The organism is Pseudomonas sp. xss_2, assembly GCF_043104195.1.
In the GTDB taxonomy this organism is placed as follows: Bacteria; Pseudomonadota; Gammaproteobacteria; order Pseudomonadales; family Pseudomonadaceae; genus Aquipseudomonas; species Aquipseudomonas urmiensis.
The window spans coordinates 1-25,548 of the sequence record NZ_JBICKL010000089.1 but is presented as its reverse complement, the minus strand read 5'-3'; the positions used below and the strand labels follow the sequence as shown (position 1 = coordinate 25,548).

26 protein-coding genes, 4 tRNA genes and 1 pseudogene are annotated in these 25,548 nt (G+C 60.7%); 10 read left to right on the top strand and 21 right to left on the bottom strand.

Translation table 11 applies throughout. From position 1 onward, the window contains the following. Positions 1-54 precede the first annotated feature (54 nt). A complete protein-coding gene (locus tag ACF8K2_RS22610) occupies positions 55-249 on the top strand; it encodes a hypothetical protein (RefSeq protein WP_186555349.1) in 195 nt (64 codons plus the stop codon). A 59-nt stretch (positions 250-308) separates the two neighbouring features. Here ACF8K2_RS22610 and ACF8K2_RS22605 read toward each other — a convergent pair. The 18 genes from ACF8K2_RS22605 to ACF8K2_RS22520 all read right to left on the bottom strand — a co-directional run bounded on the left by ACF8K2_RS22605 (position 309) and on the right by ACF8K2_RS22520 (position 13,967). After that, positions 309-384: transfer RNA gene (locus ACF8K2_RS22605), tRNA-Lys, on the bottom strand. 27 nt (positions 385-411) lie between these two features. Then, positions 412-1,122, bottom strand: coding sequence for a 7-cyano-7-deazaguanine synthase QueC (queC, locus tag ACF8K2_RS22600; RefSeq protein ID WP_392467714.1), 711 nt, complete (start codon positions 1,120-1,122; stop codon positions 412-414). Positions 1,123-1,133: 11 nt separating this feature from the next. Then, positions 1,134-1,781, bottom strand: coding sequence for a 7-carboxy-7-deazaguanine synthase QueE (gene queE, locus ACF8K2_RS22595; protein ID WP_392467712.1), 648 nt, complete (start codon positions 1,779-1,781; stop codon positions 1,134-1,136). A 159-nt stretch (positions 1,782-1,940) separates the two neighbouring features. Beyond that, positions 1,941-2,750 (bottom strand): tol-pal system protein YbgF, encoded by an 810-nt coding sequence (gene ybgF / locus ACF8K2_RS22590; RefSeq protein WP_186555352.1) that lies wholly within the window; start codon positions 2,748-2,750, stop codon positions 1,941-1,943. A 5-nt stretch (positions 2,751-2,755) separates the two neighbouring features. Further along, positions 2,756-3,253, bottom strand: coding sequence for a peptidoglycan-associated lipoprotein Pal (gene pal / locus ACF8K2_RS22585; RefSeq protein WP_008090230.1), 498 nt, complete (start codon positions 3,251-3,253; stop codon positions 2,756-2,758). Between the two features lie 54 nt (positions 3,254-3,307). Then, a complete protein-coding gene (gene tolB / locus ACF8K2_RS22580) occupies positions 3,308-4,579 on the bottom strand; it encodes a Tol-Pal system beta propeller repeat protein TolB (RefSeq protein ID WP_189661848.1) in 1,272 nt (423 codons plus the stop codon). A gap of 26 nt (positions 4,580-4,605) precedes the next feature. Next, positions 4,606-5,682 carry a cell envelope integrity protein TolA gene (gene tolA / locus ACF8K2_RS22575; protein ID WP_392467708.1) on the bottom strand — a complete coding sequence of 359 codons (1,077 nt, stop codon included), beginning with the start codon at positions 5,680-5,682 and terminating at the stop codon, positions 4,606-4,608. After that, positions 5,682-6,134, bottom strand: coding sequence for a protein TolR (gene tolR, locus ACF8K2_RS22570; RefSeq protein WP_008090221.1), 453 nt, complete (start codon positions 6,132-6,134; stop codon positions 5,682-5,684). The genes tolA and tolR overlap by 1 nt, the downstream gene beginning before the upstream one ends. Before the next feature lie 14 nt (positions 6,135-6,148). Then, positions 6,149-6,844 (bottom strand): protein TolQ, encoded by a 696-nt coding sequence (gene tolQ / locus ACF8K2_RS22565; RefSeq protein ID WP_010952367.1) that lies wholly within the window; start codon positions 6,842-6,844, stop codon positions 6,149-6,151. 2 nt (positions 6,845-6,846) lie between these two features. Then, the gene (gene ybgC, locus ACF8K2_RS22560; RefSeq protein ID WP_186555355.1) at positions 6,847-7,299 is read right to left on the bottom strand and encodes a tol-pal system-associated acyl-CoA thioesterase; all 453 of its coding nucleotides are present in this window, start codon (positions 7,297-7,299) and stop codon (positions 6,847-6,849) included. A gap of 125 nt (positions 7,300-7,424) precedes the next feature. After that, positions 7,425-8,471 carry a Holliday junction branch migration DNA helicase RuvB gene (ruvB, locus tag ACF8K2_RS22555; RefSeq protein WP_186555356.1) on the bottom strand — a complete coding sequence of 349 codons (1,047 nt, stop codon included), beginning with the start codon at positions 8,469-8,471 and terminating at the stop codon, positions 7,425-7,427. Then, positions 8,468-9,085 carry a Holliday junction branch migration protein RuvA gene (gene ruvA / locus ACF8K2_RS22550; RefSeq protein WP_186555357.1) on the bottom strand — a complete coding sequence of 206 codons (618 nt, stop codon included), beginning with the start codon at positions 9,083-9,085 and terminating at the stop codon, positions 8,468-8,470. Before ruvA ends, ruvB begins: the two co-directional genes overlap by 4 nt. A gap of 108 nt (positions 9,086-9,193) precedes the next feature. Continuing rightward, positions 9,194-9,718: a crossover junction endodeoxyribonuclease RuvC gene (ruvC, locus tag ACF8K2_RS22545; protein WP_186555358.1), complete on the bottom strand. Its 525-nt coding sequence runs from the start codon at positions 9,716-9,718 to the stop codon at positions 9,194-9,196. A 173-nt stretch (positions 9,719-9,891) separates the two neighbouring features. Then, a complete protein-coding gene (locus ACF8K2_RS22540) occupies positions 9,892-10,638 on the bottom strand; it encodes a YebC/PmpR family DNA-binding transcriptional regulator (RefSeq protein ID WP_186555359.1) in 747 nt (248 codons plus the stop codon). A gap of 111 nt (positions 10,639-10,749) precedes the next feature. Continuing rightward, on the bottom strand, positions 10,750-12,525 hold the full coding sequence (gene aspS, locus ACF8K2_RS22535) for an aspartate--tRNA ligase (protein ID WP_186555360.1): 1,776 nt from the start codon (positions 12,523-12,525) through the stop codon (positions 10,750-10,752). Positions 12,526-12,666: 141 nt separating this feature from the next. Beyond that, positions 12,667-12,888 (bottom strand): FmdB family zinc ribbon protein, encoded by a 222-nt coding sequence (locus ACF8K2_RS22530; RefSeq protein ID WP_186555361.1) that lies wholly within the window; start codon positions 12,886-12,888, stop codon positions 12,667-12,669. Between the two features lie 92 nt (positions 12,889-12,980). After that, positions 12,981-13,319, bottom strand: a complete 339-nt coding sequence (locus tag ACF8K2_RS22525) for a ribbon-helix-helix domain-containing protein (protein WP_264236232.1) — start codon at positions 13,317-13,319, stop codon at positions 12,981-12,983. A 174-nt stretch (positions 13,320-13,493) separates the two neighbouring features. After that, positions 13,494-13,967 carry a Dps family protein gene (locus tag ACF8K2_RS22520; protein ID WP_186555362.1) on the bottom strand — a complete coding sequence of 158 codons (474 nt, stop codon included), beginning with the start codon at positions 13,965-13,967 and terminating at the stop codon, positions 13,494-13,496. Positions 13,968-14,247: 280 nt separating this feature from the next. On the opposite strand from ACF8K2_RS22520, the gene ACF8K2_RS22515 reads away from it, so the two are divergent. Beyond that, positions 14,248-14,841 carry a cold shock domain-containing protein membrane protein gene (locus tag ACF8K2_RS22515; protein ID WP_392467704.1) on the top strand — a complete coding sequence of 198 codons (594 nt, stop codon included), beginning with the start codon at positions 14,248-14,250 and terminating at the stop codon, positions 14,839-14,841. 45 nt (positions 14,842-14,886) lie between these two features. Here the strand turns inward: ACF8K2_RS22515 and ACF8K2_RS22510 are convergent, their stop codons facing one another. Then, the gene (locus tag ACF8K2_RS22510; protein ID WP_186555364.1) at positions 14,887-15,093 is read right to left on the bottom strand and encodes a SlyX family protein; all 207 of its coding nucleotides are present in this window, start codon (positions 15,091-15,093) and stop codon (positions 14,887-14,889) included. A 4-nt stretch (positions 15,094-15,097) separates the two neighbouring features. Further along, entirely contained in the window at positions 15,098-15,517 is a 420-nt protein-coding gene (locus ACF8K2_RS22505; RefSeq protein WP_392467702.1) for an HIT domain-containing protein, read from the bottom strand. A gap of 767 nt (positions 15,518-16,284) precedes the next feature. Here ACF8K2_RS22505 and ACF8K2_RS22500 point away from each other — a divergent pair. The 3 genes from ACF8K2_RS22500 to ACF8K2_RS22490 all read left to right on the top strand — a co-directional run bounded on the left by ACF8K2_RS22500 (position 16,285) and on the right by ACF8K2_RS22490 (position 20,467). After that, on the top strand, positions 16,285-17,616 hold the full coding sequence (locus tag ACF8K2_RS22500; RefSeq protein WP_392467700.1) for an OprD family porin: 1,332 nt from the start codon (positions 16,285-16,287) through the stop codon (positions 17,614-17,616). 160 nt (positions 17,617-17,776) lie between these two features. After that, on the top strand, positions 17,777-19,492 hold the full coding sequence (locus tag ACF8K2_RS22495) for a proline--tRNA ligase (protein ID WP_186555367.1): 1,716 nt from the start codon (positions 17,777-17,779) through the stop codon (positions 19,490-19,492). A gap of 21 nt (positions 19,493-19,513) precedes the next feature. Beyond that, entirely contained in the window at positions 19,514-20,467 is a 954-nt protein-coding gene (locus tag ACF8K2_RS22490; protein ID WP_186555368.1) for a hypothetical protein, read from the top strand. Positions 20,468-20,513: 46 nt separating this feature from the next. On the opposite strand, the gene dinB is transcribed toward ACF8K2_RS22490, so the two are convergent. Continuing rightward, entirely contained in the window at positions 20,514-21,572 is a 1,059-nt protein-coding gene (gene dinB, locus ACF8K2_RS22485; RefSeq protein ID WP_186555482.1) for a DNA polymerase IV, read from the bottom strand. 220 nt (positions 21,573-21,792) lie between these two features. Between dinB and ACF8K2_RS22480 the strand changes: the two genes are divergently transcribed. The 5 genes and pseudogenes from ACF8K2_RS22480 to ACF8K2_RS22460 form a co-directional block, all read left to right on the top strand. Further along, a tRNA-Met gene (locus ACF8K2_RS22480) sits at positions 21,793-21,869 on the top strand. A 135-nt stretch (positions 21,870-22,004) separates the two neighbouring features. Beyond that, positions 22,005-22,081, top strand: a tRNA-Met gene (locus tag ACF8K2_RS22475). A gap of 131 nt (positions 22,082-22,212) precedes the next feature. Next, positions 22,213-22,289, top strand: a tRNA-Met gene (locus ACF8K2_RS22470). Positions 22,290-22,541: 252 nt separating this feature from the next. Further along, positions 22,542-25,184, top strand: coding sequence for a bifunctional lysylphosphatidylglycerol flippase/synthetase MprF (gene mprF, locus ACF8K2_RS22465; RefSeq protein ID WP_392467698.1), 2,643 nt, complete (start codon positions 22,542-22,544; stop codon positions 25,182-25,184). Further along, a pseudogene (locus tag ACF8K2_RS22460) lies at positions 25,184-25,548 on the top strand (virulence factor family protein); the annotation flags it as partial. The gene mprF and the pseudogene ACF8K2_RS22460, both read left to right, overlap by 1 nt.

The window sequence follows — 25,548 nt, the reverse complement described above, 5'->3', positions numbered from 1 at the left end:
CAACAGGACTTCCATCAGACGGAACAACATGATCGAGAACGAGGAAGCTCTCAGATGAATACTGCACAGACTGAAATGCGTACGTTGGATGTCGAGGAACTGGATCAGGTCAGCGGGGGGCTGTCGGCCTTCGGTTACTACGTCAATGCCGACGTGGTGAACTACGGTGATGGCGACAAGTTGCACGTGAGCTGGGGCAAGGACGGCGGCAGTTACAACTTCAAAGAATTCAATTTGAACTGCCAGTAAGGCGCGACAACGAAAAAGCCCGCCTCCGTAACCGGAAGCGGGCTCTTTCTTACTGCATATGGTGGGTCGTGTAGGATTCGAACCTACGACCAATTGGTTAAAAGCCAACTGCTCTACCAACTGAGCTAACGACCCGTTGGATGGCGCGTATAATACTGATTTCTAACGAGAAATCAACACCCCATCACACGTTTTTTGTAAAAAATATGGGGTCGGATCTTCGACGCCAGCAGCCTTGAAGCCATCAGCCCGCAAGCGGCAGCTATCGCACTTGCGGCACGCGCGGCCCTGGTCATCAGCCTGGTAGCAAGACACCGTCAGGCTGTAGTCGACACCACGCTCGACGCCCGCCTGGATGATCTGCGCCTTGCTCATGTTCTGCAGCGGCGCCTGGATGCGGAAGCCCTGCCCTTCTACCCCAGCCTTGGTCGCCAGGTTGGCCATGCGCTCGAACGCTTCGACGAACTCAGGACGGCAATCGGGATAACCGGAATAGTCCACGGCATTGACGCCGATGAAGATGTCGCGCGCCTCGAGCACTTCCGCCCAGCCCAGCGCCAGGGACAGGAACACGGTGTTACGCGCTGGCACGTAGGTCACCGGGATGCCCTCACCTGGCGTCTCAGGCACATCGATGCTGCTGTCGGTCAGGGCCGAACCACCAATACCGTTGAGGTTCAGGCCGATCACCTTGTGCTCGACCACTCCCAGGTCACGGGCGACACGCGCCGCTGCATCGAGCTCGGCGCGGTGACGTTGGCCATAGTCAAAGCTCATGGTGTAGCAGCTGTAGCCCTCGGCCTTGGCCATGGCCACTACCGTGGCCGAGTCCAGGCCACCGGACAGCAGGATTACCGCGCGTTTGTCAGTCATGTATTTTCCTCTCAGCGTCCGGGTTCGTCGTTCCACAGCAACTTGTGCAGTTGCAGCTGGAAACGGACGGGCAGGTTGTCGGCAACGATCCAGTCGGCTAGTTCGCTGGCGTTGACCTGATGGTGGCTAGGCGAGAACAGCACCTCGCCGGCACGTTCTGCCAGGTTGTACTGAATCAACTTGGACACTGCCCAGTCGTAGTCCTCACGCGAACAGATGACGAACTTGACCTGATCGTTGTTGGTCAGCAGTTCCATGTTCTGGTAAAGGTTGCGGTGCGACTCTTCCGAGCCTGGGGTCTTGAGGTCGACCACCCGGCTGACTCGCGGATCTACCCGGGAGATGTCCAGGGCACCGCTGGTCTCCAGCGAAACCTCGTAGCCGGCGTCGCACAGACGTTCTAGCAGTGGCAGTGCGTTAGGTTGCGCCAGCGGCTCACCACCGGTGACGCAGATATAGCGCGGACGAAAGCCGGCCACCTGCTCGAGGATCGAGTCGAGGCTGCGGATAGTGCCGCCGGTGAAGGCATAGGCGCTGTCGCAGTACTGGCAGCGCAGGGGGCAACCGGTCAGGCGCACGAAAACCGTGGGCAGCCCAGCCGTTCGCGTTTCACCCTGCAACGAGTAAAAGACTTCGGTGATGCGTAATGTATCTTGCATGATCGCCACGGGCGTGACAGCTAAACAGGCTGTCCGCCTCCGTCAGGCACTGTCGCGGACTCGACAAAGCGTTATCCGCGGCAGCGTATTTTGATAAAAGGGCCAAGATTCTAACGAAAAAACCCGCGACAAGCGCGGGTTTCTTTCAAGCGGTATAACTTAGAGCTTTTGCAGGTCGCGTTGCGCCAGTTGCGCGGCAGAAGTGCCGGGGTACTGGGTGACTACCTGCTGCAGGATGCCCTTGACCTTGTCGGTATGGCCCAGACGACGCTCGACGTCGGCCAGCTTGTACAACGAGTCAGGCACCTTGCTGTGCTTAGGGTACGACTGGCTGACCTTGGCGAAGGCTTGGCCGGCACCTTGCAGGTCGCCTTTGGCCAGGTTCACTTCACCCAACCAGTACTGCGCGTTGCCGGCGTACTGGCTGTTGGGGTATTTGCGCAGGAAGGCGTTGAACGCCTGGCTGGCCTTGTCGAAGTCTTTCTGTTTGATCAGGTCGAAAGCGGCATCGTAATAGAGCTTCTCTTTCGCCGGATCACCCGGCTCGCTGCTCGTGGCAGGCGGCTGGGCAGCAGCGCCGCCATCGGTGGCAGGCGCACCAGTAGCGGGAGCGCTACCAGCGGGGGAATTCTCGGGGGTCGCGGCAGGCGCGGCACCACTGTTGATGCGACGGTCCAGATCCTGGTAACGCTCCAGGTTTTCCTGCTTCATGCGCGACACATCGTTCTGCAGCTCTTCGATGATGCCTTGCTGGCGGGAAATCTGATCCTGCATCTGTTGCAGCTGCATGAACAGCTGGCCCTGTGCAGAAGCAGGGGTTGAAGCCCCTGCTCCGGCATAGGCGCCGCTCGTGCCATAACCCGCGGGCGGATAACTGCTCGCGTTGTCATCTACTACAGGAACCGCAGCCCACGCCGTGAGGGGCAGGCTGAGTACGAGGACGGTCAAAGCACGGCGGCACGTACGCATAGGACTTACTTACGCAGTTCTACGCGACGGTTTTGAGCCCAGGATTGCTCGTCGTTGCCGGTAGCAACTGGACGCTCTTCACCGTAGGAAACCAGCTCCAGCTGAGCAGGGGAAACGCCCTGCAGAACCAGGTAACGCTGGACGGCCTTGGCGCGACGCTCACCCAGAGCCATGTTGTACTCGCGGGTGCCGCGCTCGTCGGTGTTGCCTTCCAGAACAACGCGGTTGCCGTTGGACTTCAGGTCCTTGGCGTGAACGTCCAGAGCGCGCATGGCTTCTGGCTTCAGGTCCGAGCTGTCGTATTCGAAGTAGAAGGTGGTGATTGCGCGCAGGGCGGCTTCTTCGCTCAGGCTGCCATCAACAGCGCCAGTGTTGGCACCGTAACCAGCGTTAGGATCTACAGCGCCTTCACCGGCGTTGTCGCCACCTTTCGAAGAGCAACCTACAGCTACAGCCATGGCCAGAGCCAGCGCAGCGAATTTACCAAACTTCAGCATTTCCATCGTGAAACTCCTAATGAAACCCCAGTGTGTTAAGCAAAACGTATTACGCCGCAATCAGTTCAGGTAAGGGGACCAGGACGGTTCTCTGACTTCGCCTTGCGCGGTAGGAAGCGGGAGCCTCACGCGTCCGTTGAGAGAGACGAGCATCAAGACTCCCCGGCCCTGCTGGCGGGTGGCGTAGATTAGCATGGTGCCGTTTGGCGCAACAGTGGGAGACTCATCAAGACTTGTATCAGAGAGAATCTTTACACTTCCACGTTGCAGGTCCTGGGCCGCCACTTTGAAGTTGGTGAAACCTTGTTGGCGATGGATCATCACCAGGGTCTTTTCATCCGCCGACAGTTTCGGGTTGGCGTTGTAGTTACCCACGAAAGTTACACGCTCGGCGCCACCACCACTGACCGAAGTCTTGTAGATCTGCGGCTTGCCGCCACGGTCGGAGGTGAAGTACAGGGTGTTACCGTCTTTACCCCAGAACGGCTCGGTGTTGATGCCTGGGCCTGCGGTCACGCGGCTGATCTGACGCGAACCCATGTTCATCACGTAGATGTCCGGGTTGCCATCCTTGGACAGCACGAAGGCCAGGCGCGAACCATCCGGCGACCAGGCCGGAGCACCGTTGAGGCCTTCGAAGTTGGTCACCTGCTCGCGGCGGCCGGTATCGATGTGCTGGACGAAGATGCGCGGACGGCGCTGTTCGAACGAGACATAGGCGATACGCTTGCCATCCGGTGCAAAGCGCGGCGACAGGATCGGCTCACGCGATTGCAGCAGGGTCACCGCACGCGCGCCATCGTAGTCCGAGCGCTGCAGGGTGTAGCGGGTGTTGTTGGTCGAGAAGCGCTCGGCAGTCACGTACAGCATGCGGGTGGAAAACGCACCCTTGATGCCGGTGAGCTTTTCGAACGACTGGTCGGCGATGTAGTGCGACATGTCACGCAGTTGGTCGACAGTACCGGCGACGCTGCCGGTCAGCACTTGCTGCTCGGTGGCGACGTTGAACAGGGCGTACTGCACCTGCAGGCGACCACCGGATGGCACGATGCTGCCGACCATCACGTATTGCGCGCCCAGGGCCTTCCAGTCACGGAAGATGACTTCGCTGGCCTGGGTCGGCTGGCTGATCATGTTCTGGCGTGGAATGGGCGAGTAGTAGCCAGAGTTGCGCAGGTCGTTGCCGATGATATCGGCCATGTCTTCTGGCAACACGCTGCCACCCTGCAGACCGAACGGCACTACCGCGATGGGCGTGGCCCGGTCGCTACCGCTGGTGACCAGGATGTTCTTTTCCTCTGCTACGGCCATACCTGCCACGCAGCAGAGCATGACCAGCAGTCCTCGAAGGAGTTTAATCACAACGCTAGATCCTCAGGTGTAAATGTCATCTTGAATGAACGATACGGATTGAACTCGTTCGGCTTCAAGCCCTGCATTTCGGTCAATCGACCAATGTTCTTCACTGCTGCCACCGCCGAGCTGTCGAACGGACCGTCTCCACTGGAGCGGGATACGCCGACGCTGGTGATGGTACCGTCCGGCAGCATGTTGATCTGCAGAACTACCGTCATGCCCTTGCGTGCGGAAGGCGGACGCGCCCAACCTTCGGCTGCGCGCATGCGGATCAGGTCGTCGAAGTCGCCGGCCACCTGGTCACCCTGCTCGTCAGCCAGCGCCTGCTGCCGCTCGGTGGTGTCGGACAACAGCTCGGCCAGGGCCTGGGCTTTCTTGTCTTCTGCCGCCTTGCGGGCTGCTTCCTGTGCTTTCTTCTTCTGGGCGTCTGCCGCGGCCTTTTTCTTGGCCTCTTCAGCTGCCTTCTTCTTCGCATCCTCGGCCGCCGCTTTCTTCTTGGCGTCCTCGGCTGCTTTTTTCTTGGCGTCTTCGGCGGCTTTTTTCTTCGCCTCCTCAGCTGCCGCTTTCTTGGCTTCTTCCTCGGCCTTTTTCTTGGCCTCGTCTTCGGCTTTTTTCTTGGCGATGTCGGCCTGCTGCTTTTCAGCGGCCTTCTTGGCTTCTTCGGCTTTCTTGGCCTCGGCGGCCTTCTTGGCTTCGGCGGTCTTGGCCGCTTCCTCAGCTTTCTTCGCTTCGGCGGCTTCGCGAGCCTCCTCGGCCTTTTGAGCAGCATCGGCTTTCTTTTGTTCCGCGGCCTTCACGGCCTCCTGCTCGACCTTCTTCTGCTCAAGCTGCTCGACTTCGGTCTGGCGCGCGGCGGTTTTCTTCGCCTCCCCGGCAATCTTCTGATTGGTCTGGGTAGTCGCCTGGCTCTTGGACTTGAGCTGATACAGGGTAGCCTGGACGATCGGCTTGGACGGTGGCAGCTCCGGAGTCATGGCGAAGCTGACGAACAGCAGCGCGAACACCAGCACGTGCAGGCCAATGGCCCAGACACTGGGCCAGAAGTAGCTTTCCGAGGCGGATGGCTCTCGCTGCTGCATCAGGGCGCCTCGGTAATCAGGCCAACGTTACCGACACCGGCCTTCTGCAACCCGCCCATGGCACCCATGACCGCGCCGTAGTCGACAGCCTTGTCGCCACGAATGAAGACCTGGGTCTGCTTGCCCTGGTCACGACCGGCGGCGATGATCTTGGTCACGGCGCTGGTCATGTCCGGCAGGGTCATGGCCTTGTCCATCTGCTTGTCGGTGTCGACCTCGCTGCCAAGGTTCCAGTAGTAGGTCTTGTCGGCTTTGATCGAGATAGTGAGGATCTGGACGTTGTTGTCCTGCGGCAGGGCTTCGCTGGAAACCTTGGGCAGGTCGACCTTCACCCCCTGGTTGAGCATGGGGGCCGTCACCATGAAGATGACCAGCAGCACCAGCATCACGTCGATGTAAGGCACCACGTTCATCTCGGCGACCGGCTTGCGTTTGTGGCGAACTCGGGCCATGGGTTTCTACCTGATTACTCTTCGCTGGTGTGCACTTTGCGGTGCAGGATCGCCTGGAACTCGTCGGCGAAGGTGTAGTAACGACCGATCAGCACTTCGCTGCGCGCGGCGAAACGGTTGTAGGCGATGACCGCCGGGATCGCGGCGAACAGGCCGATCGCGGTGGCGATCAGGGCCTCGGCGATACCTGGCGCTACGGTGGCCAGGGTTGCCTGTTGCGCCGAAGCCAGGCCGCGGAAGGAGTTCATGATGCCCCAGACGGTACCGAACAGGCCGATGTACGGGCTGGTCGAACCGACGGTGGCGAGGAACGGCAGGCTTTGCTCAAGCTTTTCTTCCTCACGCGAGATCGCCACGCGCATGGCCCGGCCAACGCCTTCCATGACCGCATCCGGATCGACACCCGGCTGCTGGCGCAGGCGCGAGAACTCTTTGAAACCGGCCCGGAAGACCTGCTCGACACCCGAGTCCGGGTCCGGGTTGCTGCCCGCCTGGCGGTACAGCTTGGACAGGTCGATGCCCGACCAGAAACGTTCCTCGAAGGCATCCAGCGCACGACGACCGGCGCGCAGCATGGTGCTGCGCTGGAAGATCATGATCCATGAGGTGACCGAGGCGGCCACCAGGGTCAGCATTACCAGCTGTACTACCACGCTGGCATTGCTGACCAGACTCCACATGGAGGTATGGTCGACGACGTTAGCTTCCACGCTTATTCTCCTGCAATCGATTGAGTACCCGTACCGTCCGCCAGGAAAGCGTCGCGCAGCTCTGGGGGGATGGCCCGGGGTTTGAAAGTGTCGGCGCGCACGGCGGCCACCAGGAACTGCCCCTCACAGAGCAGCGTTGCATCTTTTTCTCGCCAGACCTGCTGCACGAAACGCAGGCTGGCGCGATTCAATTCAGTTACTTGCGCGGTGACTCGCAGTTCGTCGTCCAGACGGGCCGGCGCGTGATAGCGCGCCTCGCTGGAATGCACCACGAACAACAGGTTTTGCCCGGCCAGTTGATGCTGGGAAAAGCCCAGGTGTCGCAGCCGCTCGGTGCGCGCACGCTCCATGAATTTCAGGTAGTTGACGTAATACACCACGCCACCTGCGTCGGTATCTTCGTAATAGACGCGACAGCGGTGTGCGAACGATTCCAGCTGATTTTGCGCGCGCATACTCTAGTGCTTACTCCTCAGCTTGCCAATCCGCCCCGGCAACTGTTTTTTCATCGATAATGTCGTATTGCCAGCGCGCCATCGGCATGCCAGCGATGAGACCACAAAAAGCCCGGTTTGATCTGTCATTCATCGGCAGAATCAGAAAAGTCAGCGCCCTCGCCCAATCGCCCGGGAATGTTCAGGCCAAAGTGCAGGTAGGCATGCCGGGTGACCACCCGCCCACGCGGAGTGCGCATGATGTAGCCCTGCTGAATCAGGTAGGGTTCGAGCACGTCTTCGATGGTGTGCCGCTCTTCGCTGATCGCTGCCGCCAGGTTGTCGACCCCCACCGGACCACCGTCGAACTTCTCGATCATGGTCAGCAGCAGGCGCCGGTCGGAATGATCGAAGCCGCGCTCGTCGACATCCAGCAGGTTCAACGCCAGATCCGCCACCGCCTTGGTGATCTCGCCCTTGCCGCGCACTTCGGCGTAGTCGCGCACGCGGCGCAGCAGGCGGTTGGCGATGCGTGGCGTGCCACGGGCACGGCGGGCGATTTCAAAGGCGCCCTGGGCATCGATCACCAGGCCAAGGATGCCCGCCGAGCGGCTGACGATGGTGGCCAGGTCTTTGTCGCTGTAGAACTCCAGGCGCTGAACGATGCCGAAGCGGTCGCGCAAGGGGTTGGTGAGCATGCCGGCACGAGTGGTCGCGCCAACCAGGGTGAATGGCGGCAAGTCGAGCTTGATCGAGCGCGCTGCCGGACCTTCGCCGATCATGATGTCGAGCTGGAAGTCTTCCATGGCCGGGTACAGCACTTCCTCGACGATCGGCGACAGCCGGTGGATCTCGTCGATGAACAGCACATCATGTGGCTCAAGATTGGTCAGCATCGCTGCCAGGTCACCCGGACGCTCAAGAATGGGGCCCGAGGTGCTTTTAACCGATACGCCCATTTCCTGGGCGATGATGTTGGCCAGGGTGGTCTTGCCCAGGCCAGGCGGGCCGAAGATCAAGGTATGGTCCAGCGACTCGCTGCGACCGCGCGCGGCCTGGATGAACAGTGCCATCTGCTCGCGCACCACCGGCTGGCCGATGTACTCATCCAGGCTCAGCGGGCGAATCGCGCGGTCCTGGACCTCTTCGCGGTCGCGTCCGGAGGCGGCGATCAGGCGGTCGGTTTCGATCACTTGCTAATCATCCCTTTAAGGCTGCTGCGGATCAGGTCTTCGCTGCTCATGCCCGCCTTGTCCTTGATTGCCGACACTGCCTTGCTCGCTTCCTGAGGCTTGTAACCCAGCGAAACCAGGGCGCTGACCGCATCGGCCTCGGCAGTGGAGGCGCTGCCGACCGGAGCTGGGCCATCGGACACCAGGGTGAACATGGCGGGGGAGGTTTCCCAGGCCTTGAAGCGGTCCTTGAGCTCGACCAGCAGACGCTCGGCGGTCTTCTTGCCGACCCCCGGCACACGCACCAACGCCGAAGCGTCCTGGGCCTGTACGCAGCGGATCAGATCGTTTACTTCAAGACCGGACATCAGCGCCAGCGCAAGCTTGGGGCCGACGCCGTTAAGGCGGATCAACTCACGAAACAGCTCGCGCTCACGGCGTTCGGCGAAGCCATAGAGCAGGTGAGCGTCCTCACGCACCACCAGGTGGGTGTGCAAGGTCACCGGCTCGCCGACCTTGGGCAAGCGGTACAAGGTGGTCATTGGCACTTCAAGCTCATAGCCCAGGCCATTGACGTCGATAATCAGGTGCGGCGGTTGTTTTTCCGCCAGGGTGCCACGCAAACGTCCAATCACGTTCCGATCCTTCCTCTGGGGTGCCGGTCAGCGACCGGTCAACCCTATCAGCAAATGCGCCGGGTGAACGTCTCACCCGGACAAAATGTGTATCAGCGCATGAAGCGGCTACAGACGCAAGCGCCCGCCGCGTCGCCGCGCGGTAGTCAAGCCGTGGGGGATCAGGCTGGAGCGGGTGTGGGCATGGCACAAGGCGATGGCCAGGGCGTCGGAGGCGTCGATCTGCGGTTTTTGCGTCAGCTTGAGCAGGTGCATGACCATCAGCATGACCTGCTCTTTATTCGCCCCACCGGTCCCGGCCACTGCCTGCTTGACCTGGGTTGCGCTGTACTCGGCGATCTCCAGGCCTGCCTCGACCGCCGCGACGATTGCCGCGCCCCGGGCCTGGCCAAGCTTGAGCGCCGAGTCGGGGTTGCGCGCCATGAACACCCGCTCGATGCCCATTGTTACCGGGCCATGCTGCTGGATGATCTCGCTGACACCGCGAAATACGATCTGCAGACGCTCAGGCAACTCGCCGGCACCGGTGCGGATACAGCCCGATGCCACGTACTCGCAACCACGCGCGGTCTGGCGTACCACGCCGAAACCGGTGATGCGCGAGCCGGGGTCGATACCTAAAATCAGAGTCATAACGCCTGCATGGATTGGGCGCGAAAGCGCCACTTGAAGAGTGAAGCGCGGCCTGTGCCGCCCTCATCGCGGGGCAAGCCCGCTCCCACGCTGGCGCGATGTGCAAACGTGGGAGCGGGCTTGCCCCGCGATGAGAGCGGCACAGGCGCCTGAAGCGTTACCTGCGCACTACCTTAACCCAGCTGCTCCATGATCTCGTCAGAGATCTGCGCATTGGAGTAGACGTTCTGCACGTCATCCAGGTCTTCGAGCATGTCGATCAGCTTGAGTACCTTCTGCGCACCATCGAGGTCCAACTCGGCACTGGTGGTCGGCTGCATGACGATCTCGGCGTCGGCGGCCTTGAAGCCGGCTTCTTCCAGGGCGTTACGCACCGCATAGAAGCTGTTGAAGGAGGTAAACACGTCGAACGAACCGTCGTCGTTGCTGACTACGTCATCGGCATCGGCTTCCATGGCCGCTTCCATCAACGCATCCTCATCCACGCTGGCGTCGAAGCTGATCTGCCCCTTGCGCTCGAACAGATAGGCGACCGAGCCGTCAGTGCCGAGATTGCCGCCGCACTTGGTGAAGGCATGGCGCACGGCTGCGGCGGTGCGGTTGCGGTTGTCGGTCATGGCTTCGACCATGATTGCCACGCCACCCGGGCCGTAGCCTTCGTAGCTGAGCTCTTCGACGTTATCGCTTTCGTTGGTGCCCGCCCCGCGCGCAACCGCCCGATCGATGATGTCGCGACTCATGTTGGCGCCAAGCGCCTTGTCCAGGGCCAGGCGCAGACGCGGGTTGGACGCAGGATCTGGACCGCCCTGCTTGGCGGCGACGGTCAGCTCGCGGATCCACTTGGTGAAAACCTTGCCTCTCTTGGCATCCTGGCGCTCTTTGCGGTGCTTGATGTTCGCCCACTTGGAATGACCAGCCATAACGACTCCAAATCCTTGAAACAGAAACAGGTTCCGCCCCGAAGGGCGGAACGCGAAGAAATCTGCGCCGTAGCGCGGGGATGCACCCTTGCAGATGCACCCCGGTCGCGCTTACTCGACCTTGGTCTGCTCGCGCAGACGGATGTGCAGCTCGCGCAGGGCCTTGGCATCGACCAGACCTGGGGCCTGGGTCATGACGCACGCGGCGCTCTGGGTTTTCGGGAACGCGATCACTTCACGGATCGACTGGGCGCCAGTCATCAGCATGACCAGGCGATCCAGACCGAAGGCCAGGCCACCGTGTGGCGGTGCGCCGAACTTCAGGGCGTCGAGCAGGAAGCCGAACTTCTCTTCCTGCTCCGCCGCTTCGATACCCAGCAGGCGGAATACTGCCTGCTGCATCTCTTTGCGGTGGATACGGATCGAACCGCCACCCAGCTCAGTGCCGTTGAGCACCATGTCGTAGGCACGCGACAGCGCGGTGGCCGGGTTGGCCTCCAGCTCTTGCGGCGAGCATTTCGGCGCGGTGAACGGGTGGTGCAGTGCGGTGAAGCTGCCGTCTTCGTTCTCTTCGAACATCGGGAAGTCGACAACCCACATCGGCGCCCACTCGCAGGTGTGCAGGTTGAAGTCGTTGCCGACCTTGATGCGCAGGGCGCCCAGGGCCTCGCTGACGATCTTGAACTTGTCGGCACCGAAGAACACGATGTCGCCGTCAACCGCGCCAACGCGATCGAGGATCACGTTGAGATTGGCCTCAGGGATGTTCTTGACGATCGGCGACTGCAGGCCTTCAACGCCTTTGGCACGCTCGTTGACCTTGATGTACGCCAGGCCCTTGGCACCATAGATGCCGACGAACTTGGTGTATTCGTCGATCTTGCTGCGCGGCATGCTGGCGCCGCCTGGCAGGCGCAGGGCGGTAACCCGGCACTTGGGATCGTTGGCGGGGCCGGCGAAGACCTTGAAGTCGACATCCTTGAGCTGGTCGGCAACGTCAACCAGTTCCAGCGGGTTACGCAGGTCCGGCTTGTCGGAACCATAACGACGCATGGCCTCTTCGAAGGTCATGTGCGGGAACTCACCGAATTCCAGGTCCAGCACTTCCTTGAACAGCTTGCGGATCATGCTCTCGGTCAGGCCCATGATCTCGGACTCGTCGAGGAAGCTGGTCTCGATGTCGATCTGGGTGAATTCCGGCTGGCGGTCGGCACGCAGGTCTTCGTCGCGGAAGCACTTGGCGATCTGGTAGTAGCGATCGAAGCCGGCCACCATCAGCAGCTGCTTGAACAGCTGTGGCGATTGCGGCAGGGCGAAGAAGCTACCGGCGTGGGTACGGCTTGGCACCAGGTAGTCGCGCGCGCCTTCTGGGGTGGCACGGGTCAGGATCGGCGTCTCGACGTCGAGGAAGCCGTTCTCGTCGAGGAAGCGACGGATGCTGCTGGTGATACGCGAACGCAGACGCAGCTTGTCGGCCATTTCTGGGCGACGGAGGTCGATGAAGCGATAGCGCAGGCGGGTTTCTTCGCCCACGTCGGAGTATTCGTTCAGCGGGAACGGCGGAGTCTCGGCTTCGTTGAGCACGGTCAGCTCATAGCCCAGCACTTCGATACCGCCGGACGCCATGTTGGCGTTGACCGCACCTTCAGGACGCTTGCGCACCTTGCCGGTGATCTGCACCACGTACTCGCTGCGCACGCGGTCAGCGGCGGCGAAGGTCTCGGCGCGATCCGGATCGAACACGACCTGGGCCATGCCTTCGCGATCACGGATGTCGAGGAAGATCACCCCGCCGTGGTCGCGGCGACGATGGACCCAGCCGCAAAGGGTGACTTCCTGGCCGTCCAGGCTCTCGTTCAGTTGGCCGCAATAATGGCTGCGCATCATGATGGTGGTTCGCTTCTCGTGATTCGTGTATTCAAGGAGGCCTTGGCCGCCCAAAGGGCTTAGGGCTTGTACGAAAAAAACCAGATCGGTGATTTTTCGTGCAAACCCTTATAGTGCAAGACCCGGACGTTGCAATTCAACTCAGTCGGCCTTGTCGCCGCCGGCCAGATTCTTTTTCGCCCCGGTCTTGAAGTCGGTTTCATACCAACCCGTGCCGCTCAGGCGAAAGCCGGGTACCGACAGCAGCTTTTTCAATGCCGGCGCCTGACAGGCCGGGCAATCGGTCAGCGGCGCGGCGCTGATCTTCTGCAGCGCTTCGAACTGGTGTTCACAGGCTGCACATTGATAGTCATAAAGTGGCATGGGTGTCTCTCGTCAACCACAACGCTGGCTGCCAGGGCAGCAAAAACCGCGATTATATATGGTTAGAGAGTGCTGTGCAGCCCGCCCGGCGATCAATGCGTGGTTGGTGGATCAAGCAGCCAGGCTACACAAATCACCCGGATCAGACCACTGAAGTTCCTCACCCCACCCTGGCGCAAGTGCACCTCGCGGTCCACGTAGGACAATATCGCACTGACCGAGCAACCATTGGCTTCGGCGATTCGTTGCAGAATTCGCCAGTAGACCTGCTCCAGGCGCAAGCAGGTAGCAAAGCCGTTGAGCCGCACCGAGCGCGATACCGGCCGCACCTGGGCCATGTCGAAGTCTGCGCCAAAAGGGTCTATGCACTGCTTGCCCAGACACCCACCCTGGCTAGCATTGCGCTTGCCACGCTGCCCACTGATTTCCATTTCCATTGTTTCCACTCCATCGCCAAAAGAACTGCCCATGCACCAGAGCACGTGGGCATGGCGTCCAATGAAGCGCTGCAACGGAGTTGAAAAGCAGCGGCAAAGCTTTCCTTAAGGAAACAAAAAGCCCGGCAACACGAAGCGCAGCCGGGCCTGGTTCAGCGGATCAGATTGTCATTTACCCTCGAGCAGCACTCGCAGCATCCAAGCGGTTTTTTCATGCACCTGCATGCGCTGGGTCAGAAGGTCTGCGGTCGGCTCGTCACTGACCTTGTCAACCACCGGGAAAATACTGCGCGCGGTACGCGTGACCGCCTCTTGCCCCTCCACCAACTGGCGGATCATCTCATCGGCAGGGGGTACGCCTTCCTCCTCCTTGATCGAGGAATGGCGTGCGTAAAATGCGTAGGAACCAGGGGCTGGGAAGCCCAATGCGCGAATTCGCTCGGCGATGGAGTCCACGGCCAGGGCCAGTTCGTTGTACTGCTCTTCGAACATCAGGTGCAGGGTACGAAACGACGGGCCGGTCACGTTCCAATGAAAGTTATGGGTTTTCAGATACAGCACATAGGTATCCGACAACAGGCGGGATAGCCCATCTACGATGGACTTGCGATCTTCTTCACTGATACCGATATCGATTGCCATGAAGTTCCCCTTTCCATAAGGCTTGATCAGTCAAGCGGGCGATCCACACTGTAACAAGACTTGCTCCAGCGTGCATGTGACCTACGGCAACTCATCAGCTCACCCGCCCCTCGGTTTGAGAAGCCTGCGCCTTTGCTGTTAAATAGGCAGCGTGCCACCCGTGCGGACTGTAAATGCCGGGTGCATAGGCTGGCCAGCCGCGTGACCGCGCTTTCTATCTCCTGCGCACCGCGCTGACAGCTCTTCCTGTGATCGGCCTTATCAATGTGAGCCTAACCAAATGTTCAAGATCGTCCATCTGGTGACGGGCGTTGCAGCTTTGCTGCTGTCGCTCATACCCAGCCTGAAAACCGAAGCGATACCTTTCCTGCAGCAACCGCAGGCCATCTACCTGGCCTTGCTCGGCCTGCTTAACCTGCTTCTGGCACCGGTGGTGCCGTTGTACTACAGAGGCGCGCGCCAACAGCTGCAACACCTGGCCAGCGCCCTGCTGGTGGTCGCGGTGATCCTGCAAACCGTGACCCTGCTGGCACGCCCGGAGCTGGGTGATCTACCCGCCCTGCTCTGCGCTGCCCTGGCCATCGCCCTGCACCTGGGCGCAGGCTTTGCCCGCAGCCCCAAGAAAGCTCGCGCCAGCGCCAGCAGCACGCAAGATGCAGGCAAGCGCGATACCGGCACCGTCAAGTGGTTCAACACGTCCAAGGGGTTTGGTTTTATTTCCCGCGACTCCGGTGACGATATCTTCGTGCACTTTCGCGCCATTCGTGGCGAGGGCCACCGGGTCCTGGTCGAAGGCCAGCGCGTGGAGTTCTCGGTCATGCACCGCGACAAAGGCCTGCAGGCCGAAGATGTGATCGCGGTTTCTCGCCGCTGATCGGGTCTACCTTGCGGGAGCCATGCTCCCGCAAGTCTCGCAGCCTCAATAATGAGGTGGCGGCGCCTCCTCCCCCTCGCTGCCGTACTGCCCGACCATTTCCTCGTAGCGCTTGATCAGCTCGGCCATCTGCAACTGCAGGCGATCAATCACCCGCCCCTGCTCGACCACCACGTCATTGAGCGCCTGGATGGTGTCGTCCTGAAACGCCATGCGGGTTTCCAGGTCGATGATCTGCGATTCCAGCGACATACCTTCAAGCCTCCTTGTAGCTGGCGTTCAACACCGAACGCAGGCGCTGACGGATGTCATCCAACTGCTCCTGACGGTATTCGATCGCAGGCACCTTGCCCCACACCGGCGCCGGCCAGGCGGCATCGTCATGGCGGCGCACGACCACATGCATGTGCAGCTGGCTGACCACGTTACCCAGGGTGGCAACGTTCATCTTGTCAGCCTTGAACGCCGATTTGAGCGCACCGGCCAGGTAGTTGGTTTCCTGCCAGAGCAACTGCTGGTCGGCTTCACTCAGGTCGAACAGCTCACTGATCCCGGCTTGGCGTGGGACCAGAATGAACCACGGGTAGTTGGCATCCTTGCTGAGCAACAACTGGCACAGCGGAAAATTTCCCAGGACTAGAGAATCCTGCTGCAGACGCGAATCCAGGACGAACACGGCAACGCTCCTTCTTTAATAACGCAGCCCGTAGATCACGGGCATTGATGGGCGAAGGATACCCTGCTTCGCGTGCGCCGACATGAAATGCCGCCCACAGGGGCGCTGGAGCACAGTTTTGGTTCACGCCACACGATTGCGAGCCCCAAGCCGGTAACACAGCGCTACTTTTCGCACCAAAATGAAGCCAAAAAATTCAGCAAACAGGACTCATTCACACTAAAACTACTCAGCGTGAACAGTTTGCGGTAACACATTGAGTTAGTTAGCAACCTTACAGTTTCACTTCGCCAGTATTACTGGCACACCATCAGACAGTCACGCCCCCGTGTTTCCGGCAGTTCTCCCCCGCCACCACGGGTGAATGTGAAAATTTCATCAAGGCCGTGTGAAATTGAGCACGCTTGTTGCATTCCCTTTGGGCCATGTCGGCACGACACCTGCATTGGGCGGGTGGACGCGACAAATAACAACAGCGGCATTGGAAAACCAGGGAGTTTCAAAGCTTGAGTGTGTTCTTTACACATTCGTGACGGCGATTGAAGCAACGCTGGGGTGGACGTCCCTGATTCGGGACGTGATTTGCGACAAGGAATTAACCAAAAGCGACCCGTTATAAAGTTTCTGAAAAGTTGCTTTTTACATATCGCCAAGATCAGTCAGCGTGATATACATTTTCGCCGACATAACAAGAAAGAGCTGCCCCATATAACTAAAACTCTTGGGCGCAGCGGTACTCTTCCTAAAAACCAAAGGAGCAAATCACGATGCGCGTGATGAAGTGGAGCATGATCGCCCTGGCCGTTGCGGCAGGGACCTCGCAGATGGCCATCGCCTCTTCGCAAGATGAATCCAAAGGCTTTGTCGAAGACAGCCAACTGGGTGTAAAACTGCGTAACCTGTACTTCAGCCGTGACTTCCGTAACGATGACCGTGACGCGAATGGCAACCGTCAAAGCCGCTCCGCCGAGTGGGGTCAAGGCTTCATCGGCACCTTCGAATCGGGCTTCACCCAAGGTACTGTCGGCGTAGGGGTCGATGCTATCGGACTGCTGGGCATCAAACTGGATGGCGGCCGCGGCACTTCCGGCACTGGCCTGTTCCCAACCGGTTCCGATGGTCGTTCGCAAGACGACTACTCCGAAGCCCACGGCGCCGTCAAACTGCGCATCTCCGATACCACTCTCAAGTACGGCGGCCAGTTCACTGCAATGCCGGTCTTCGCCACTGACGATAGCCGTCTGCTGCCAGAAGTTGCCGAAGGCTTCTTGCTGACCAGCAAGGAAATCGAAGGACTTGAACTGAACGCTGGTCACTTCACCCGCCTCAACGCCCAAGCCCAAACCTACAAGGACAGCATCCTTGGCAAGAACCGCAGGACTGGGGTCAAGAACCCTGGCCTGACCGAGGCTAATGTGTTCGGCGGTACCTATGCCGTCACTGACAGCCTGAGCACCAGCCTGTATTACTCGCGCGTGGAAGACCACTTCCGCAAGTGGTACGGCAACATCAACTGGGCGCTGCCGATCAGCGACAATCAGGGCCTGGTGTTCGACTTCAACATCTATGACACCAAGTCGATCGGTGACAACCGTACCGGTGCAGCTGTAGCCAAGGCCGACGGCAGCAACGAACTTGACAACATCGCAGCGAGCCTGTCGGCGGCCTACAACATCGGCGCCCACACCTTCACCCTGGCCTACCAGAAAGTCAGCGGCGACGGTGATTATGCCTACGGCATCGACGGCGGCGGCACCGTGTTCCTGGCCAACTCCATCGCGCGCTCCGACTTCAACGCCGAAGACGAGAAATCCTGGCAGGCTCGCTACGACCTGAACTTCGCCGAGTTCGGCATCCCTGGCCTGACCTTCATGACTCGCTACGCCCGTGGTACCGGTGCAACCACCGAGACCACCAACAACGGCAAGGAATGGGAACGCGACATCGACGTGAAATACGTCCTGCAGGAAGGCCCTGCCAAGGACCTGAGCTTCCGCGTCCGTCAAGCCACCTACCGCTCCAGCGATGGCGTCTACTACGGTTCGAGCTCGATCGACGAACTGCGCCTGATCGTCGAGTACCCGCTGAGCATCCTGTAAGCCTGTCTTGCAGTGCCCCGCACTTGAAAAAGCCCGGCGATCACGCCGGGCTTTTTCTTGGCTGACAAGCGCCCCGCTCTGGGGCATCCTGTACGCTTTCGTTTCGCCCCCGTAGAATGCGGGGTCATTTCAACGTCTTAGGCAATCGACACGGCTCCCCATGCGCACCAGTCAATATTTGCTCGCCACCCAGAAAGAAACCCCTGCAGATGCAGTGGTCATCAGCCACCAGCTCATGCTGCGTGCCGGCATGATCCGCAAGCTGGCCTCCGGCCTGTACACCTGGCTGCCGATGGGCCTGCGAGTAATGCGCAAGGTCGAAGCCGTGGTGCGCGAAGAAATGAACGCTGCTGGCGCCCTGGAAGTACTGATGCCGAGCATCCAGCCTGCCGAACTGTGGCAGGAATCCGGCCGCTGGGAGCAATACGGCCCTGAGCTGCTGCGCCTCAAGGACCGTCACGGCCGTGAGTTCTGCGTCGGCCCGACCCACGAAGAGGTCATCACTGACCTGGCCCGCAACGAGCTGTCCAGCTATAAACAGCTGCCGCTGAACATGTACCAGATCCAGACCAAGTTCCGTGACGAAATCCGTCCACGCTTTGGACTGATGCGCGGCCGCGAGTTCATCATGAAGGACGCCTACTCGTTCCATGCCGACCAGGCTTCCCTGCAGGAAACCTACGACCGCATGCACCAGGCGTACTGCAACATCTTCACCCGCCTGGGCCTGGATTTCCGTCCGGTGCAGGCCGACACCGGCTCCATCGGTGGCAGCTACTCGCACGAATTCCACGTTCTGGCCTCCTCCGGCGAAGACGACGTGATCTTCAGCGACACCTCCGACTACGCCGCCAACATCGAGAAGGCCGAGGCCATCCCGCGTGAAACCGTGCGTCCAGCCCCTACCGAGGAGCTGCGCCTGGTCGACACCCCGGACGCCAAGACCATCGCCCAGCTGGTCGAGAACTACAACCTGGCGATCGAGAAGACCGTCAAGACCCTGATCGTGCGCGGCGCCGAAGAAGGCAAGCTGATCGCCCTGGTGGTACGTGGCGACCACGAGCTCAACGAAATCAAGGCCGCCAAGCTTGAGCAGGTCGCAGATCCGCTGGTCATGGCTACCGACGCCGAACTGCGTGACGCCATTGGCGCTGGCGCAGGCTCGCTGGGCCCGCTGAACCTGCCGCTGGAATGCATCATCGACCGTTCGGTCGCCCTGATGAGCGACTTTGGCATCGGCGCCAACATCGACGACAAGCACTACTTCGGCGTCAACTGGGAACGTGACCTGCCCGTTCCACAAGTGGCCGACCTGCGCAACGTGGTTGCGGGCGACCCAAGCCCAGATGGCCAGGGCACCCTGGTGATCAAGCGCGGCATCGAAGTGGGCCACATCTTCCAGCTCGGCACCAAGTACAGCGAGGCGCTCAAGTGCCAGGTACTGGGTGAAAACGGCAAGCCAGTCGTGCTCTCGATGGGCTGCTACGGCATTGGCGTGTCGCGCGTGGTCGCTGCTGCCATCGAGCAGAACTTCGATGATAAAGGCATCATCTGGAGCGACACCTTGGCGCCCTTCCAGATTGCCCTGGTACCGCTGCGCTACGAGACCGAGCAGGTTCGCGAGGCAACCGACAAGCTGTACGCCGAACTGACCGCTGCAGGTTTCGAAGTACTGCTGGACGACCGTGACAAGAAGACCAGCCCGGGCATCAAGTTCGCCGACATGGAATTGATCGGCATTCCACACCGGATCGTGGTCAGCGACCGCGGCCTGGCCGAGGGCAACCTGGAGTACAAGCACCGCACTGAGCAGGAAGCCCAGCCTCTGCCGCTCAATGACGTGCTGACCTTCCTGCAAGCCCGCATCCGTCGCTGATAGCCCAATGCGCGAGTGATCATGTACAAGCGAAGTACCATTACCCTGGGGGGCGCCGCACTGTGCGGCGCCCTGTTCGTCAGCGGCTGCGCCAACCAGATGTCCCAGCGCAGCGAGCATGAGGAACGCGTCGAGCGCAAGCTGCTCGAACACAGTCTGCAGATCGACGTCGGCGAGCCCAAGGTGATGGAGCTGCCCCAGCGACGAGTACGCGTCCACGAGCAGCAGCGCTTCGAAGTCACCGAGTTCGAAGTGACCCGCCGTTACGACCGCTATACCCCCTACCAGCCTTGGCGGGAGATCTACGAGATCCCGCTGGGTGCGGTGGCGGTAGTTGCAGGTGTAGGCGCCAACGTGGTCAATGTGTTCGCCCTGGGCAATCTGCCGGACAGCGTCACCCATGACTGGCTGAGCTACGGCGTGGCCGGGCTCAACCCGTTCATGAACGTGCAGTCCAATGGCCGCGCGCAGCAGAACCTGGCGGGTATCAGCGAGGTGGAGAAAGCCAAGCGCGAAGAGTCCACCAGCCTGCCCTGGAGCGAACGCCTGGTCGAGGTCAAGGCTGGCAAAGCCAGCCATGAGCTGACGACCGACCGCAACGGCGTACTGCGCCTGAACCTGTTGGATACGCCATTCTCCGAGCAGAATCTCAGCCGCGTCGGCACCTTGCACTTGCAAGTGGTCGATGAGGACAACGGGATTCGCGGCGACGCCAGCCTGCTGGTCAGCGGCAATCTGCGCAGCAAGCTGCTGGAGGCCCACCACCTGATCTTCGATGACCTTGAGGACGATGAAGTCGGCCAATGGGTGCACCGGGTCAAGCGTCTGTCTGAGCTGGGCCTGGAAGAGGAAGCCAGTGAACTGGAGCAAAGCCTGATCGAGCTGACGCGCAACGATCCGGAGCTGCAGCAGGAGTTTTTACAGGCGCTGACCAAGCAGACCGGCCGGCTTGTGGCGGACCCTGGGGTCCAGTAAAGATCCAAAATCCTGGGGCCGCTTTGCGGCCCCAGTGCTGCTGATTTCAACAGCCAGGGAAGAGCTCCAACTGCTCATGCGCCCCACGCAAATCCCTTAACCGCACCCCCACCCCCAGCAATCTCACCGGCTTGCCACCGCGAGCGAATGCTTGGCTGAGCAACTGCCGATAACTTTCCAGATCGCGCCCCGCCCCGGCCTGCTCTAGGGTCGTCTGGCTGAAATCGTGAAACTTGACCTTCACGAAGGGTTTGTCCGCCTTGTAGCTACTGTCCATGCGCGCAACCCGCTCATTGAGACTGTCCAGCAGCGCCGGCAGCTTCTCCAGGCAAGTGTTCAAGTCCGGAAGATCGGTATCGTAGGTGTTCTCGACGCTGACCGACTGCCGGCGGCTGTCGTTGTGCACCACGCGCTCATCTATGCCCCGCGCCAGCCCCCACAACCGCTCGCCAAAACTGCCGAACTCGCGCACCAGGGCCAGCTTTGACCAGTCGCGCATGTCCATGCAGGTATCGATGCCCAACCGCGTCAGCTTATCGGCAGTGACCTTGCCCACCCCATGCAACCGCGCAACCGGCAAAGCCGCCACAAAAGCCTCGACTTCACCCGGGGTGATGACAAACAGGCCATTGGGTTTGCGCCAGTCACTGGCAATCTTGGCCAGAAACTTGTTCGGCGCAACGCCCGCCGAGACGGTGATGTGCAAGGTCTTGGCCACCCGTCGACGAATATCTTCGGCGATCCGCGTGGCACTGCCGGCAAACCATTGGCTATCACTGACATCCAGATAGGCCTCATCCAGCGACAGCGGCTCGATCAGCTCAGTGTAATCGCGGAAAATCGCATGAATTTCGCGTGAGGCCTCGCGGTAGGCCTCAAAGCGCGGCTTGACGATCAGCAGATCCGGGCACAGCTTGAGCGCATGACGCGACGACATGGCAGAGCGCACGCCATAGGCCCGCGCCTCGTAGTTGCAAGTGGCGATCACCCCGCGACGATCTGCCGAGCCACCCACCGCCATTGGCCGACCGGCCAGAGTAGGGTCGTCACGCATCTCGATGGCTGCGTAAAAGCAGTCGCAGTCGATGTGGATGATCTTGCGCAGAGACATGGATGACCGTTAGCACTGTAAATTCATACAGATATTACCGTAAGCGCCCCTCAGTGAAATAGTCACGCCATGACACTCTCGACAATCGGCCTGCAAGCCCCGCCGTTACTGCCCCGCAGGGCAAATCGAGGCGCTAACAGATTGAACGGAAAAGAAATTTCCCCAGAAATAGCTTGACTCTACGGCGCAAAACCGTAGAATTCATCTCAACAGGCGCGGGATGGAGCAGCCTGGTAGCTCGTCGGGCTCATAACCCGAAGGTCGTCGGTTCAAATCCGGCTCCCGCAACCAGATTCAGAAAAAGGCCACTGTCTAGACAGTGGCCTTTTTCATTGTCTGCAAAAAACTCAACCTGAAATAAATCTAGAGAAATCAAAGGTTAACGTTTGACTCTGCGGCAGATGTCCGTATAGTGCACCCCACTGACGCGGGATGGAGCAGCTTGGTAGCTCGTCGGGCTCATAACCCGAAGGTCGTTGGTTCAAATCCAGCTCCCGCAACCAGATTCAAGAAAAGGCCACTGTTGATACAGTGGCCTTTTTTATTGACTACGAAATGGCCTGACAGAAATTTACCGCAAATCAAAGATTAACCTTGACGCCGCGGTGGATATCCGTAGAATGCGCCCCACTGACGCGGGATGGAGCAGCCTGGTAGCTCGTCGGGCTCATAACCCGAAGGTCGTCGGTTCAAATCCGGCTCCCGCAACCATATTCGTCAGAACAAACCCCGCCTGCTTTCAGCAGTGCGGGGTTTGTTGTTTTCAGGGTTTGTATCCCTGACGGTCAAGCCCCTCCTCCGCCCCTCCCCTCTGGCAGGCACCCCGCCTGGATGAACTATCTTTAACCGTGCCAAACGGCTAAAAGCGACTCCGTCAGGAGTAACATCTGGATACGTTTTCCAAAGGGACTCCCACTTGGCCGCACCTTCCCCCTACCTCGCGCTGTCCGCCCGGGGTACTGCATGACCGCCCACAACTGCGAACCTCAAACGCCTCTGGCTGCGGCGCTGCCGGTTGCTGCCCAACGCCTGCCCTGGGTTGAACGGCTGAGCCGCTACCGCCAGCCGATTGGCCTGGCATTGACCCTGCTGTTGTTCGGCATGGCCTTGGTCGCTTGTCGCCATCTGCTCAGCGAGCTGGACATCTACGCGCTGCATGACGCCATGCTCAGCGTGCCTAGCCAATCGCTGTTCGGCGCCCTGCTGGCAACTGTTCTGGGCTTCGTCATTCTGCTCGGCTACGAATGGTCGGCCAGCCGCTATGCCGGCGTGCACTTGCCTGCCCGCACCCTGGTGCTGGGTGGTTTCAGCGCATTCGCCATCGGCAATGCGATTGGTCTGTCGATGCTTTCCGGGGGGTCGGTGCGCTATCGTCTGTATGCCCGCCAAGGCCTGGGAGCTGCTGAAGTTGCGCGGATTACGGTGTTCGCCAGCCTTTCGCTGGGCTGTGCACTGCCACCGTTGGCCGCATTGGCGACGTTGAGCAATCTACCCGCAGCCTCCAATGCCCTGCGCATGCCGGTAGGTTGGCTGGCCGGCATTGCAATCGCCGTGCTGGCCCTGACCGCCTTGCTGGTGGTTGGCCTGTATCGCCGCCGCCTGGCCGAGCAACCCTTGCGCGATAGCCTGCTGGTGCAGCTCGGCCGACGCACCTTGCGCCTGCCTAGTGGTCGCCTTGCGGCACTGCAATTGTTGATCACCGCGCTAGATGTCGCCGCCGCGGCCACGGTGTTGTACCTGCTGTTGCCCGAGGCACCGCCCTTCGCCGCTTTTGTGCTGGTCTACCTGCTGGCCTTGGCCGCTGGGGTACTCAGCCATGTGCCGGGGGGTGTCGGTGTGTTCGAGGCCATCCTGCTGGCGGCCTTCGCCGATCAACTGGGAGCTGCGCCACTGGCTGCTGCCCTGCTGCTGTATCGCTTGATCTATGTAGTGCTACCGCTGCTGGTGGCCTGCGTGCTGCTGCTGGCCAACGAGGCGCGACGATTGCTACTGGCCCAGCAGGCGATCAAGGCCGCCTCAGGGCTGGCCGCGCCGGTATTGGCCATCCTGGTGTTCCTGTCTGGCGTGGTGCTGCTGTTCTCAGGGGCCACTCCAGAGATCGACACACGCCTGGAACACATGGGGTTCCTGGTGCCGCACCGGCTGATCGATGCCTCGCACTTTGGCGCCAGCCTGATTGGCGTACTGTGCCTGCTGCTGGCACAAGGACTGCGCCGGCGCCTGTCCGCTGCCTGGCTGCTGACTACGATTCTGCTGCTGGTCGGCGCGCTGCTGTCGCTGCTCAAGGGCTTTGACTGGGAAGAAGCCTGCGTGCTGACCTTTACCGCAGCGCTGCTGGCGTTGTTCCGGCGCTCGTTCTATCGACCCAGCCGCTTGCTGGAGCTGCCTTTCTCGCCGGTCTACCTGGTTGCCAGCGCCTGCGTCGTGGGCGCTTCGGTATGGCTGCTGCTGTTTGCCTATCAAGATGTTCCCTACAGCCATCAGTTATGGTGGCAATTCACCCTGGACGCCGACGCCCCACGCGGCCTGCGCGCAGCCATGGGCAGCGCGGTGCTGCTGGTGTTCGTGGTCCTGACCTGGCTGCTGCGCACTGCCAGGCCGGTGATCCACCTACCCAATGAACACGAGCTACAGCGCGCCAAGCAGATCCTGCTGAGCTCCGATCAGCCCGACGGTGGCCTGGCCCTGACCGGCGACAAGGCGCTGTTGTTCCACCCCAACGACAACGCTTTCATCATGTATGCCCGTCGTGGGCGCAGCCTGGTGGCCCTGTACGACCCGATCGGCCCGGCCCAGGAGCGCGCCGAGATGATCTGGCAGTTCCGCGACCTGTGCGACCTGCACCACGCCCGCCCGGTATTCTACCAGGTGCGCGCAGAGAACCTGCCGTTCTACATGGACATCGGTTTGACCGCCCTCAAGCTTGGCGAAGAAGCGCGGGTCGACCTGCGCCGCTTCGACCTGGAGGCCAAGGGCAAGGAGATGAAAGACCTGCGCTACACCTGGAACCGCGGCGGCCGTGATGGCTTGAGCCTTGAGGTACACGAACCCGGCCAAGCGCCACTTGAAGCACTCAAGCAGATCTCCGACGCCTGGCTGCAAGGCAAGAACGTACGCGAGAAAGGCTTCTCGCTCGGGCGCTTCAGCCCCGACTATCTGCAGCACTTTCGGATCGCCCTGATTCGCTTCCAGGGCCGCCCGGTAGCGTTTGCCAACCTGCTGGAAACGCAGAGCAACGAGCTGGCCAGCCTCGATCTGATGCGGGCGCACCCGGAGGCGCCGAAGCTGACCATGGAGTTCATGATGATCGGCCTGATCCTGCATTACAAAAGCCATGACTACGGGCGCTTCAGCCTCGGCATGGTGCCGCTTTCCGGTCTGCAGCCACGGCGTGGCGCCCCCTTGACCCAACGCCTGGGTTCGATGGTGTTCCAGCGCGGCGAGCAGCTTTACAACTTCCAGGGCCTGCGGCGCTTCAAGGACAAGTTCCAGCCGGACTGGGAACCTCGTTACATGGCTGTGCCAGCCGGGCTCGACCCGCTGGTGGCGCTGGCCGACACTGCCGCCCTGATCGCGGGCGGCCTGACTGGATTGGTGAAACGTTGATGATCCGACGCTATTGGCAGTATGTATTGATTGCCTTGCTGGTGGCCCTGGCGGCTGCGGCAGTAGGGTTCTGGCTATGGACCCGCCCAGCGCCGGAGGCGCACATTGAGCACCTGGCGCTGACCGATGGCAGCAGCCTGGTTCGTGCCACCCCAGGTGTGCACGCCAAGGCCCGCGTGGCCATCGGCGTACCTGAGGATCAGGCACTGAGCGATAAACAGTTGCTCGACCTGAGCCAAGCCGGTGAGGCGCAACTGGTGCAAGTGATCCTGCCACCCAATGACTGCGCCAAGCAGCAACAGGCCCTGGACCAGGCCATCAGCCATTTGTCCGCTGCGCCCACCCTGGTGGCAGGCATCGGCCC